Below are 13,185 nucleotides of genomic sequence, written 5' to 3' on the forward strand. Positions count from 1 at the left end.
AGTGATCCGGCCAAGTGGGAGAGAGAAATGCTGAAGACGAAGCTGTTGGCTGCCTGCGCCTTCTCGGCCTTGGCCCTTGGAACCGCGATGCCGGCATCGGCCCAGGCCGTATTGCCACAGGATGACCAGGCTGAAGCGTCGTCACCCGATATCGTCGTTACCGGATCGCTGATCCGCGGCGCCCGCGAGGATGGCGCGATCCCGATCGATGTGATTGGTGCTGACGAACTGTCACGCCAGGGCTCGCCCTCCGGCCTCGATCTTCTGAAGAACCTACCTACTTCGAACGGCATCATCGGTGATGCGAACCAGTTTGACGCCCGCGCACAGGGTTCTGAAGGTGTCGCTAGCGTCAACTTGCGTGGTCTTGGGCCGCAGCGCACGCTGGTGCTGCTCAACGGCAAGCGCATCGTCAGCGCCGGCACCGGCGTTCCGGTGGTCGATATCAACCTGATCCCGCAAGGCTCGATCGGCCGTATCGAAATTCTGAAGGACGGCGCCGCCGCAACGTACGGTTCGGACGCGATCGCTGGTGTGGTTAACTTCATTACCCGCAGCGACCAGGAAGGTTTCCAGGCGCAGGGCGATTATCGTTATGTTCGGGGATCAAGCGGCGATTACACCGGCACTGTGAGCTATGGCCACACGCAGGACGGTTTCCAGATGTTCGCGTCGTTCGGCTACCAGCATCGTTCGGAACTGCGTACGACTGACCGCGATTTCACGGTGCAGCCCTACCAGAACAATCCGCAAGGTGGCTTTTCCGGCGGCGGCAGCCCCGGTAACTTTGGCTTTGGCGGCACACCCAATTTCGTTCGCGATCTCGGCTGCGAAGCGCTGGGCGGCTTCCGCAGCTTGCCAGGGTCAACCACGGATCGTTGTTTCACCAATTTCGGCCAGTTCGACAATCTGGTCGAACCCGAAGATCGGTATCAGGCTTATATCGAGACCAAGATCGATCTGGCGAGCAATGTGAGCTTTAAGGCAACCGCGCTATACGGTTCGTCGTCGACCCGCATCACAACCTCACCGAGCTATTTGCCGACGTTGCCGCCATCGGCAAACGCCGCCAGCGGTGGCGCGGGTCTCTTCATTATCCCAACTTATGCTCCCGCACTTCGCGATTATTGCTCGCTCTTTGGCGCGGCATCGGGTTGCGTAACTGTGGCTGGCCAGCCCGTCGCTCCTGCGATTGCTTTCCCCGTGTTGTTCCGTCCCTTCATGCTTGGCGGCAACCCATTGTTCACCCAGCCCGGGAATGACCGCAATTCGGCATTCAGCCAGCGTCAGTCGCAGTCGGTGCGGTTCACGGCAGAATTCGATTGGGAAATCAGCAGCGACCTGAACCTCGATACCGGCTTCACCTATTCCGAATATGAGCGCGGCATTGAGGGGACCGACACCTTTGGTGATCTGTTCCAGAACGCGTTGGCTGGCTTTGGTGGTCCAAACTGCGCCTTTGCTACACCGGCATCGCGTGCTGGTCTAAATGCGACGCAGATCGCCGCTCTTGCTGGCACCGGCGGGTGCAACTTCTTTAACCCGTTTTCGACGGCAGTGTTGCGCAACCCGGTAACTGGGCAAACCAATTCAAATTTTGCTGGTACGCGCAATCCGACAGGGTTCAACCTCGCGCCCGGCGCTGGTCTGATCAACGATCTTGCCACGATCGACAATTTCTTCCGCGATACGCGTAGCGATACAACGACCCGGCTGTTCGTGGGTGATATCGTGCTGAGCGGGCAGAGCGGCATTGAATTGCCCGGTGGTCCATTGTCGTTCGCAATCGGTGGCCAGTATCGCAGCAACAGCTTCCGCGTGCGTCAAGCAGCCGACAATAATCTCGCGATCAATCCGTGCCCCGGCTCACCACTGAATCCCGCCGCAACGTGCAGTCCGCAAACCGGCGCGCTCGGCTTTTTGGGCACCAACTTCAACCGCAGCGCGAACTCTGGTGTTTATGCCGTATTCGGTGAGTTGCAGGCACCGGTTACCGATACGTTGAACCTGCAATTCTCTGCCCGGTTCGAAAATTACGGCGGTCAGATCGGTTCGACCTTCAACCCGCAGGGTCGCGCCCGCTGGCAGGTAACGCCGTGGCTCGCCATTCGCGGCGGTGCAGGCACCACCTTCCGTGGTCCGCCAGCTGAAAGCCAGCTTGGTCAGGTGACATCGCTTCAGGTCATTGGCACGTCGTTCCGGGCGATCGATATTCGCGGTAACCCGAACCTGGAACCAGAAACGGCGCTTACCTATGGCGGTGGTATCGTTCTGAATGCCGGGCCGTTCAGCGGTAGTATCGATTATTTTCGTTATGACTTGAACGGTCCGGCGGAAGCTGAGCCTGTGTCCGGCATCGTCAATGCGCTGTTCGGCGCATCGGGCACGGCCAATTGCGCTAATCCGGCCTTCGCCGCGCTTCGTTCGCGGTTCACTTTTACGGGGGCAGGTTGTGGCATCGGCAACGTTCAGCGCCTGACGACTAACATCGTCAACAGCGCCGACGTCAGCACCTCAGGCATTGATTTCCAGGGCCAGGTGAAATTCGATGTCAGCACGATCAAGATGCTGCTGGGCGTGAATGGCACCTACATCATCAACTACAAGACGCAGGACATCACGGTTGAAGGCGTTGTTGTTCAGCCGGCGTTCGATGGTGTTGGCCAGCTCAACTTCCAAACTAGCGCCTATCCGCTGCCACAGATCAAGGGCAACGTGTTCCTGCAGGCCGATGTCGGACGCCACAATGTGCGTCTGCAGTACAACTATATTGATGGGTACACCGATCAGCGTGGCGCTGCGATCTTCGGTCCGAACCCGGGCGCATTGGCTGGCGCATCGGTAACGGGCGGCAAGAATATCGGTGCTTTCGACACGCTCGATTTCACCTATCGCGTCAACCTGCCCACCAACACCGTCATCACGCTGTCGGCACAGAACATCCTGAACAAGCAGCCGCCATTTGCTCGGCTGGACTTCAACTATGATCCGTTCACGGCTTCGCCGCTCGGGTTCAACGCAAGGTTCGGCATCACCCAGCGTTTCTGAGGATGATGCAGCAATCCTGATACTGCCCGCCGTCCGGACCATTCCGGGCGGCGGGTTTTTTGTTCCTCCAGCGTAAGAACGGTTCAGCATGGCAAGTTCCAGCCTTCCCGGCATTCCCCATGAATCGGCGGACGCACGGGCGCTCAGGATGCGGGGATGGACGCTGTTTCTGCTGACGGTCGTCTATTTTTTCAGTTTCATGGATCGATACATCCTATCGATCTTGCTTGAACTGATTAAGGCCGACCTCAAGCTGAGTGATACTCAACTGGGACTGCTTTCAGGTTTCGCTTTTGCACTGTTTTACGCGACGCTCGGGATCCCGGTCGCGTGGCTGGCCGATCGCAAAAGCCGCCGCGATATCATTGCGATATCGCTCACTTTGTGGAGCGCGATGACGGCGCTGTGCGGTACTGCGCAGAATTTCATCCAGCTGCTGATTTACCGGATTGGTGTTGGGGTGGGTGAGGCGGGATCGAGCCCACCGAGCCATTCTATCATCGCTGATCTCTACCCGCCCGAAAAGCGGGCCGGGGCAATGGGCATCTATGCAACGGGCGTTGTGCTTGGCGGCGGCTTCGGCACGATTATCGGCGGCGTGATTGCCAGCGCCTATGGCTGGCGCTGGGCAATGGCGGCGGTGGGGCTGCCGGGCATCCTGTTGGCGATCATCGTGCGCGTGATGATGGTTGAGCCCCGCCGTGGTTTGTCCGATCCAGCGGGCAAGGGGCACCAGCCGGCGGCAATGCCGTCGCTGTTCGACGGACTGAAAAGCCTGATCGCCTGCCCCCCGGCAATCCATTTGATCACGGCGGTGACGATCACGTCGCTAGTGGGGTATGCGACGGCGAATTTCGGGCCGTCTTTTCTACAACGATCATTCGGAATGACGGTGCTCCAGGTATCGTTGATCTATGCCCCCGCTGTGGCGCTGACAGGTGCATTGGGCGGCGTGGTCGGGGGCAAGATTGCGGATTTCTATGGCCGTCGCCATGGCCTGCACGTCCAGGCGTGGTTTGTGGCGATTTTGAAACTGGCTGCGTTGCCCTTCACCGTCATCTTCTACTTCAGTTATGATCTGCCGACTGGCTTCACGGCCGTGTTGATCTCATACCTGTTGGCGTCGAGCTATCTTGGTCCAAGTTTTGCGCTCATACAGGGGCTTGCGCCAACACGGATGCGCTCAGTGTGGGCGGCGATTACGCTGTTAGTCATTAACCTGATCGGGCTGGGGCTGGGGCCGAGCATAACCGGGCTGCTCAGTGATTTGTACAAGCCGACCTTTGGGGCCGAATCGCTGCGCTATGCTTTGATGAGTGCCAGCCTGCTCACTCCCTGGGCGATTTTCCATTATTGGCGCGCTGGCGTGCTGCTGAAGCGGATGGCAGCAGCTTAGGGCGATACCTCAACCCCGTCCCAGGCGAACAGCTTGCCGCTATCGGTGGGGCGAAGGCCATCGAGCACGTCAAGCAATTGCACCGCCGCGCGACCGGCATCAAATAAATGGCCAGGCGCGACATTGGCCTGAAACGGTTTCGAAAGCGCGGTATCAACCGTACCGGGGTGGAGCGCCACTACCACCGAACTCGAATTTCGGCGGCGCTCTTCGATCGCGATCGTGCGGATCAGCTGATTCAGCGCAGCCTTGGATGCCCGGTAGCCATGCCAGCCGCCGAGCCGATTGTCCGAAATGCTGCCGACCCGCGCCGATAAGGCGGCGAAAACGGTACGCCCGCTTTTGGGCATGATCGGCAGGAAATGCTTGGCAATCATCGCCGGGCCAATTGCGTTGATGGCGTAAACCCGGGCGAGCCAAGCGGGATCAAGCTCTTTGAGCGCCTTTTCAGGCCCGGCTGTGCTGTCGTGTAGGATGCCCGTTGCAACAAATATGAGTGTCGGGGCAGGGCCTTTTGCTACCAGCGCCGCCGCCGCTGTGATACTCGCTTCGTCAGTGATATCGATATGGGCTGTGCCTTCCATCGACCGACCGAAACGATGGATGGTGGCAAAAGCACCCTCTTCCTGAAGCGCATCGGCAATCGCGCTGCCAATCCCGCCCGAAGCGCCGATGATGACGGCGGCACTCATGAGCGGCTGAAGCGCCAGCGATTGCCGTCGCTCGCTTCGGCGTCGAATCGATAGCCGTCGCTGTCAAAACCCTTCATCCCCTCGATCGAATCGATTCGATGCTCGCACAGCCAACGGGCCATCATCCCGCGGGCGCGCTTCGCGTTGAAACTGATGAAGCGCGGCCCATCGGGACCGGGTTCGCGAAAATCGACCTCGATCACGCGCACCTCAGACGGCAGTTTCCCCGTCACCGCTGCCCAATATTCCTGGCTCGCGAGGTTCAGAATCACGCCGGATCCGTCAGTGGCAACATCGGCGGCGAGCGCATCGGCAATACGTGTGCCCCAATAGCTGTACAGGTTCTTGCGTCGCGGCGCCCAGCGTGTGCCCATTTCCAGCCGATAGGGACGAATCGCATCGAGCGGGCGGAGCAGGCCGTACAGGCCGGAAAGCATTCGGACATGATCCCGGGCAAAATCGATAGCGGGGGCATCGAGCGTCTTGGCTTCGAAGCCGGTATACACATCGCCTGCAAATGCGAACAGCGCCGGGCGCGATGGCAAGGTGTCGAATGACTTGAATCGCTCGGCGTTCAGTGTCGCGAGTTTATCGGAAATATCCATCAACGCTGACAGGCGCTTCTTGCCCAGTCGCGCGGCGGCGACCGCCAGCACCGTCGCATCAGCTGCAAAACGGGGTTCGCTCGGCATGATATCGGGCAAAGGGCTGGTGTAATCGAGGGTCTTGGCGGGGGAAAGAACGGCGATCATTCGCGCTTGCTAGCGAGCGGCAGCACCGGGGTCAAAGCGGATTGCGCGGGAGCCAAACGGCAACAGCCACGTTCAATCCCCGTTCAGTGATGGAACACCACATATGGCGCCTGTCTTTAACGATACCCTTTGCTTGTACGCGGCGGGGACCACCGGTATGGCACTGCGCATCACAGGCTGAAATCGGCTTCAGGAGAGTTCTGAAATGACTATATTGTCGAAGGCGGCTCTTGCCGCTGCTCTGCTCATCGGCACCACCGGGGTGATCCTGCCCGCCACCGCTGACGCGCAGAAGAAGAAGGACGAGAAGGCACCCAAGGCCCCGGCGCTGAGCGCCGAGTTCCGCAAGGCCGCGCTCGAAGCGCAGACTCAGCTGAAGGCCAAGAATGTCACCGCCGCTGAACCGGCCGTGATCGCCTCCGAAGCCGCTGCCAAGAGTGAGGACGAAATCTACTATGCACGTCTTTTCCGCTTGCAGCTTGAAAGCGATCGGCTTGAACAGGCCGCAAAGGGCGACGCAGCTGTATATCGCCGTTTAGAAATCGCGCTGATCAAACCGCTCGACGATCTGATCGCCGATGCCAAGACCGATCCAAAGGATCGTTCGCGCTTCACTTATCGCCGTGGCCTGATCGAATATGGTCAAAAACGCTATGCGGCGGCGGTGACCTTCTTTGAAAAAGCTCGCGAGCTGGGTGAGGCCGATCCGGAGCTGCCGTTGTCGCTGACCAAGGCAAAGATCGAAAGCGGCGATATTGTTGGCGGGGCCGCGGGCATGAAGGTAGCGATCGATGCCGAACTGGCAGCGGGCCGCAAGCCCATCGAATCATGGTATGATTATATCATCCCGCGCCTCGCCAAGGCCGACAAGTTCGATGAGTATCTCGTCTGGTCGCAAGCCAAGCTGAAGCAGTATCCGACCGCGAAGAACTGGCGGACGCTGATCGTCTATTTCGGTTTTTCGGGGAAGCGCGTCGATCTCCTCGACAAGGGGCAGAAAATCGATCTGTTCCGCTTGATGCGCGCCAACAATGCGCTCGCCGACCTGGCCGATTTTGCGCAATACGCGCAGTATCTCAATTCGATCGGTCTGCCGGTAGAAGCCAAGGCCGTGTTCGATGAGGGCGTCAAATCAGGCAAGATGCAACTGACCCGTGAAGACGATAAGGGCATTTATGCTGCATCGGTGGCGGCCATCAAGCTCGACGGCCCAATCTCGGCGCGCGAAACCAAGGCCAAGGCGGCGGCAACCGGCGTTGCAGCAGCGGCGGCTGGTGATTCTTATCTCGGCGAAAGCAACTACGCAAAGGCGGTTGAACTCTACAAGATCGCACTTGAAAAAGGCGTAACCCCGGTCAAGGTCGAAGAGATCAACACGCGATTGGGCATCGCCTATGCGCTGATGCGTGACGATGCCAATGCGCGTGCGGCCTTTGCCAAGGTTAAATCATCGCCGCGCAATCAGATTGCGGCGTTCTGGATCGTCTGGCTCGATCTGGGCGCGACGACGCCAACCGCCTGATAGCCGACTGGATTTTACCGTTAACTGGTATTCGAAGAGGAGGGCGGCCAATGTGCCGCCCTTCTTTTTGTGCTCGAGCCGCAGGCGGGCAATGCCGCCCGTGATCAATCCTCCGCCAGCACTGGAATCCCGGGCAGCGACTTCGCTGTCCGTATCGTCAGCGATGTCTTGACGCTGGCGACATTAGGGGCCGGGGTGAGGTGCGTCGTCAGGATTTCCTGAAACGCTTTCAGGTCCGTCGCGACGATTTTCAGGATGAAATCGATCTCGCCGTTCAGCATGTGGCATTCACGGATTTCAGGGATCGTCGCGATATAGTCCTCGAACGCCGCGAGATCCTGCTCGGCCTGGCTGCGCAGGCTCACCAGCGCGAATACGGTGATCGGATAACCCAAGGTCGCCGCATCGAGGCTCGCATGATAGCCCTTGATCGCGCCTTGTTCCTCCAGCGCGCGTACCCGACGCAGACAGGGGGGAGCCGTCAGCCCGACCCGCTCGGCAAGGTCAACATTGGTCATGCGACCATCGTCCTGCAGCAGTTCGAGAATCTGCCGATCGATGCGATCGAATGCCATGGGATTTCCTTCTCTTGGTATGCGATGGATTCGGCCCGCGCATGCCCATTCTCACATAATATAATTGCTAGCAAACGCAATTGTCCCACATTGCGACGTGCCAAAAACAGCTGTTCCCACATGCCCTTAATTGCGGTTAAGAATTCCTTACCACGCATTTTCGTGCGTCGGCGGAAGGCCCCTGGATTTGCGGTTTGACGACAGCCTCGACACGGTTTTGACGGCAGATATGTCGACGCCTTTTGGCGCGCAGACCGCGTGGCGGCAGCTGGTCGACCTGATTGGCCGCGGGCGGGCACCAGCCAGCGACATCGCGATTACGCGGTTGCGATCGATTCGCCCGCAAGTTCCAGCGACGATTCGCGCGGCGAGCGCGCGCGCATTGGCCTTCGCCCGGCCACCGGCACCGCTAGTTCGGCTGTTTGCCGAGGAAGATCTGGCAATTTCGGCACCAGTACTACGCATGGCGGAACTGTCGACCGATGAATGGATCGCGATGCTGCCCGATATGTCGCCGGCCGGACGATCAGTGTTGCGCCATCGCCGCGATCTTTCAGCCGAAGTGGGACGGGCGCTCGAATCATTCGGGCCGATCGATTTCATTCTTCCGCCGTCGACGATTGTACCCCCGCCTGAAGTAATTGAGGCTGCAGGCGATTCGCATGGCGCGGTGCCGGAGACGGATGCGTCGACACGGCCCGATTCACCGGACCAGAGCCTCGACAACCATAGGCATGACGAAACTGATGTAACGCTTGCGCCAGTGCCCGCTCCAGTTCTCGCCGTGGTCGCACCGGAGCCCGACGCCAATATTCTGCGCCCAGGTGAGCCCAACCCCGAAGAACAAGCGCTGCCGGGGTCGTCACTATCCGCCATCATCGAGTCGATACGGCCAACCGAACCCATTTTGGCCGATCGCGTCCCCGCAAATGACCATGTACCGATCGATAGTCATGCAGCTGGTAATGCGCCGATACGGACCATGCAGACGGTCGATGCTGAAGAAGCAGCTGAAGCGATTGCACCGCCGCCTGAAGATCACCCAGAAGCTCCCCTTGACGCGGCCGCCCGCGAACACCCGGCTGAGCTCGAGCCTCAGCCTGAGCCCGTTTGGGAGCCGTTGTCGATTGACTGGACCGCCGTCATCGCCGCGCGCCCGTCAGTGCCTTCCAGTGTTCCGCCAAAGCCCGTTATTCTCAAGGTGCCGGCAAGGCCCCCAGCGTCTCCGCCACCGGTCGCGATCGAACGGGCGACTACTGCACTTGTTGAAGCGCCACCGGCTGCAGCATCTATCGCCACTGCCGCGGTTCTCTCTGCCCCGGTTTTTTCTGCGCCCGTCCTCTCCACCCTGGCCACAGCCGAGCCGGTTGTTGAGCCAGTGCCTCAGGCCAGGCCTGATCCCGCGCTGTCGCCTGAACAACCAGGGGCCTGGTCATTTGTATCGATTGCCAGCGTAGCATTCGGGCTGCCGGTGGTCGTCGAGGCACTGCGCAAGAAAGATGAAACTCAGGCGCTACCTGCTGAGGGTACTATTGACGACGGACCATCAACCGCACCGACCGCACCCGTCGCGGTCGACCAAGGCGAGGCGCCTGTCGTCGCTGACGGCACTGAAAATGAGGTGTTGCCTACTGCCGAACCGATGACCGCCGTTGTTGAATCGTTGGCGGATGCAGCGCCAATCGCGATCGAGCCCGCAGCTGATGCCGTAACCCCACGTGGCCCATTTCAGATTTCCGATCTGGTCGCGCGGATCGATGCGTTTCAGCGCCAACGCGAAGAAGAAGGTCGCGGCGATACCGATGTCTTGCTTGCGAATGATATTGGCGAGCCCGTCGCAGCGCCTCAGGGGTTTAGTTTCGAAACCGATGCCCGCGGCATCATCCGCTGGGTGTCCGGTGTGTCGCGGGCCGCGCTGATCGGCGTATCGCTCGATTTGGCGCCAGAAGGCGCGGCGGCACGGGTCGATGGCGTGGCGGCTGGTGCGTTCCGTCGCCGGTCGGCCTTTGCGCAGGCTCGGTTGCTGGTCGATGGCCAGTCCGATGCGGCCGGGCAGTGGCGCATTTCGGGCGTACCCGCCTTTGACAAGGCGACGGGACGGTTCACTGGCTATCGTGGCACCGCGCGCCGGCCGCGGGCCGATGAGCGCGCCGAGCCCGAGCAAAGCATGCGCACGCCGGCAACAGATTCGCTACGTCAGCTCGTCCATGAACTGCGCACGCCAACCACCGCGATCGCGGGTTTTGCCGAAATGATCGAGGGCGAATTGCTGGGCCCAGTGTCTGGTCCATACCGCGATTATGCCGGCACGATCAGAGACCAGGCGATGGGGCTGCTTGGTGCCATTGATGATCTTGATACTGCTGCGCGGATTGAGGCGCACGCGCTTGAACTGCGGCCTACGGACGTGCCGGTGGCGCTGCTGCTGCAACGGATCGCGCTTGATCTGGAGCCGCTTGCCACATTGCGAGGTGCGACGCTGGCGCTTGATATTTCGGCTGGCGATGTGGCGATTCGCGGCGACGATCGCGCGGTTGATCGGCTGTTTGCCCGCTTGCTTGCCGCGCTCGTGGCGGCGGGCAGTTCAGGCGAAACGATTGGCGTCCGCATGGGGCGTGAGGGCGAAGAAACGGTTGCCATTCATATCGACCGTCCGCGCGCGCTGGCCGCTTATGCTGGGGATGCGCTGTTGATGATTGATGCCGAAGCAGAGGCTGAGGCGCTGGGCGCTCCATTGCTCGGCACAGGGTTTGCGCTGCGCTTGGCGCGCAATTTGGCAGTCGAACTGGGCGGCAGCCTGACGATCGGCGTTGATCGCTTGACTTTGCGGCTCCCCGCCGCCTTCACTCACGGAGTGGGCCAAGCATCAACCATCTGATCGTGCCGGACCGTGATCTACCGGTAACAGCGGCCATGGGATATCGCCCCGCCGCGCCCGGCAATGATGCCCTGGTCCGGTGGCCCGCCGATTTCGGCACGCGATTCATCGTTTTCGTCGATACCGAAGAAGAGTTTAACTGGCGCGCGCCGCTATCGCGCGATGCTCGTGCCACCACGGCAGTAGCGGCGATACCGGCGGCGCATGCACGGTTTACCGCCTCCGGGGTGCCGCTTGCCTTCATGATCGATCACCCAATTGTCAGCGATCCTGCCGCCGTCGATATCCTGCGCCGCGCCATAGCGGACGGCCAGTCGAGCATCGGCACGCAGCTTCACCCCTGGGTCAACCCGCCCGCTGATGAGGTAGTGACCCCGTTCCACAGTTTTCCGGGTAACCTGCCGCCCGCGCTTGAGGCGGCCAAGCTCGATGTGCTCACAGCGGCGATCACGGCAGCGTTTGGCAAGGCACCGCTGGCCTATCGCGCCGGGCGCTACGGCATCGGGCCGCATACGATCGAACTGCTCGCGGCGCGAGGCTATCGGCTCGATAGCTCGATGCGGGCGCGCTATGATTATACGCAGGAGGGTGGCCCCGATTTTTCGGCCATCGGCAATCATGCATTCCGATTGGGGGCGCTGATCGAATTGCCGCTTACCACCGTCTATACGGGCCGTTTGCGGGGGCAGGGGGCGTCGCTCTATCCGGCGTTGGGGCGGATACCGCGAGCGCGTGGCGTGATGGCGCGAAGCGGCCTGCTGGCCCGGGTCGCGCTGACTCCAGAGCAGATGCCGCTGCGCGATGCGCTGGAGGCCGTGCGAATCGCGATGGGCGAGGGGGTGGCAGTGCTGAACTTCTCGTTCCATTCGCCCTCGCTGGTGCCTGGCCACACCCCCTATGTGCGCGATCGTGCCGATTTGGCGGCGTTCGATCGATGGTGGGATTCGGTGCTGGCATTGCTTGATCAACGCGGCGCAAAGCCGATCGGCCTCGATGCCCTGATCACCGCGGCTATTGCTGCGGGCAGCTAGACTTGCCCTGCCACCCGCGCCTCAGCTAGGCGTATCCCCGGTGGGGCCTGTAGCTCAATGGTTAGAGCTGGCCGCTCATAACGGCTAGGTTGCGGGTTCGAGTCCTGCCGGGCCCACCAAATTCCGGCACACACCGTGCTGCAAATAAAAGACATGTGGCTTGCGCTGGCGGAACATGCCGCCTACGGCACCCCAGCGTCGGGGAGTGGCGCAGTCTGGTAGCGCGCCTGCTTTGGGAGCAGGATGTCGCAGGTTCGAATCCTGTCTCCCCGACCACATTCTGTCATAAATGCGCTATAGCGGACTTTCTCTACCAAGGGCGATGTCGCCATGTCGTTCGAAACCGTCAATCGTCGTACCGTCGTTGCCGGTTTGGCCGCGGGTGCCGTTTTGAGCACCGCGATAGGCGCAAGAGCGGCCGCCAAACCGCTCGATTTCCTCATGATCGGTGATTGGGGCCGCGACGGTGCCGAGCATCAGCGCGATGTCGCGGTGCAGATGGGCAAGGCATCGGCCACGCGCAGCAGCCGGTTCGTGCTGGCGGTGGGCGACAATTTCTATGACGACGGCGTCGATTCGATCACTGATCCGCAGTGGAAAACGTCGTTCGAGGATGTCTACACCGATCCCGCGCTGCAAATCCCCTGGCAGGTCGCGCTTGGCAATCATGATTATCGCGGCAATCCGCAGGCGCAGATCGATTATGCCGCCACCAGCAGCCGCTGGCGGATGCCGGCGCGCTATTTCAAGGTGTCGGGGGCCGAACTGGGCAACCCGACAATGGACCTGTTCGTCATCGATACATCGCCGCTCGTTCACAAATATCGCGACAAGGTGCAGAGCGTGATCGCGCAGAATGTGATGAAGCAGGATGTGCGGGCGCAGCTCGCCTGGCTCGACAAGGCGTTGGGCGAATCGACTGCTGCATGGAAGATCGTCGCCGGGCATCATACGGTGCGTTCGGGCGGTAGCGGGCACGGCGACACGCCCGAATTGGTGGAGATGATCAAGCCGATCCTCGAGCGGCACCGCGTACAGGCCTATATCGCCGGCCATGATCATGACATGCAGCACATCGTCGATAATGGCGTCGATTACATATTGTGCGGCGCCGGATCGGAAGTGCGGCCCGTCGCATCGGTAAAAGGCACGCAATTCTGCCTGTCGCGATCGGGCTTTGGCGCAATCAGCCTTGATACCGATGCGATGGCGCTCGAGTTCCGTGATTTCACCGGGGCGACCGTCTATCAGCGGGTGATCACCCGCGAACGACGCGCAGTCGCCTAATCCC

At 60.7% G+C, this 13,185-nt stretch carries 9 protein-coding genes and 2 tRNA genes; 8 read left to right on the top strand and 3 right to left on the bottom strand.

Translation table 11 applies throughout. The features are described from left to right. Positions 1 to 27: 27 nt before the first annotated feature. A complete protein-coding gene (locus B7Y49_RS02245) occupies positions 28 to 3,048 on the top strand; it encodes a TonB-dependent receptor domain-containing protein (RefSeq protein WP_374125937.1) in 3,021 nt (1,006 codons plus the stop codon). A gap of 88 nt (positions 3,049 to 3,136) precedes the next feature. Next, a complete protein-coding gene (locus tag B7Y49_RS02250) occupies positions 3,137 to 4,444 on the top strand; it encodes an MFS transporter (protein ID WP_374125938.1) in 1,308 nt (435 codons plus the stop codon). Here B7Y49_RS02250 and B7Y49_RS02255 read toward each other — a convergent pair. Together B7Y49_RS02255 and yaaA are read right to left on the bottom strand one after the other, a co-directional pair. Then, positions 4,441 to 5,136 (bottom strand): SDR family NAD(P)-dependent oxidoreductase, encoded by a 696-nt coding sequence (locus B7Y49_RS02255; protein ID WP_374125939.1) that lies wholly within the window; start codon positions 5,134 to 5,136, stop codon positions 4,441 to 4,443. The genes B7Y49_RS02250 and B7Y49_RS02255 overlap by 4 nt on opposite strands. Further along, the gene (gene yaaA / locus B7Y49_RS02260; RefSeq protein WP_374125940.1) at positions 5,133 to 5,888 is read right to left on the bottom strand and encodes a YaaA family protein; all 756 of its coding nucleotides are present in this window, start codon (positions 5,886 to 5,888) and stop codon (positions 5,133 to 5,135) included. The genes B7Y49_RS02255 and yaaA overlap by 4 nt, the downstream gene beginning before the upstream one ends. Before the next feature lie 205 nt (positions 5,889 to 6,093). Between yaaA and B7Y49_RS02265 the strand changes: the two genes are divergently transcribed. Next, positions 6,094 to 7,410: a hypothetical protein gene (locus tag B7Y49_RS02265; protein WP_374125941.1), complete on the top strand. Its 1,317-nt coding sequence runs from the start codon at positions 6,094 to 6,096 to the stop codon at positions 7,408 to 7,410. A 104-nt stretch (positions 7,411 to 7,514) separates the two neighbouring features. Here the strand turns inward: B7Y49_RS02265 and B7Y49_RS02270 are convergent, their stop codons facing one another. Further along, positions 7,515 to 7,985, bottom strand: a complete 471-nt coding sequence (locus tag B7Y49_RS02270) for an Lrp/AsnC family transcriptional regulator (protein ID WP_374125942.1) — start codon at positions 7,983 to 7,985, stop codon at positions 7,515 to 7,517. Between the two features lie 229 nt (positions 7,986 to 8,214). Here B7Y49_RS02270 and B7Y49_RS02275 point away from each other — a divergent pair, with 229 nt between their 5' ends. The 5 genes from B7Y49_RS02275 to B7Y49_RS02295 all read left to right on the top strand — a co-directional run bounded on the left by B7Y49_RS02275 (position 8,215) and on the right by B7Y49_RS02295 (position 13,181). Continuing rightward, positions 8,215 to 10,863: a sensor histidine kinase gene (locus B7Y49_RS02275; RefSeq protein WP_374125943.1), complete on the top strand. Its 2,649-nt coding sequence runs from the start codon at positions 8,215 to 8,217 to the stop codon at positions 10,861 to 10,863. Between the two features lie 35 nt (positions 10,864 to 10,898). Then, positions 10,899 to 11,894, top strand: a complete 996-nt coding sequence (locus B7Y49_RS02280) for a polysaccharide deacetylase family protein (RefSeq protein WP_374125944.1) — start codon at positions 10,899 to 10,901, stop codon at positions 11,892 to 11,894. Positions 11,895 to 11,937: 43 nt separating this feature from the next. Continuing rightward, a tRNA-Ile gene (locus tag B7Y49_RS02285) sits at positions 11,938 to 12,013 on the top strand. A gap of 80 nt (positions 12,014 to 12,093) precedes the next feature. Beyond that, a tRNA-Pro gene (locus B7Y49_RS02290) sits at positions 12,094 to 12,170 on the top strand. Between the two features lie 54 nt (positions 12,171 to 12,224). Next, complete coding sequence (locus tag B7Y49_RS02295) at positions 12,225 to 13,181, top strand: tartrate-resistant acid phosphatase type 5 family protein (RefSeq protein WP_374125945.1); 957 nt, start codon at positions 12,225 to 12,227, stop codon at positions 13,179 to 13,181. Positions 13,182 to 13,185: the final 4 nt, after the last annotated feature.

Source organism: Sphingomonas sp. 28-62-11, assembly GCF_002278865.1.
Classification (GTDB): Bacteria; Pseudomonadota; Alphaproteobacteria; order Sphingomonadales; family Sphingomonadaceae; genus Sphingomonas.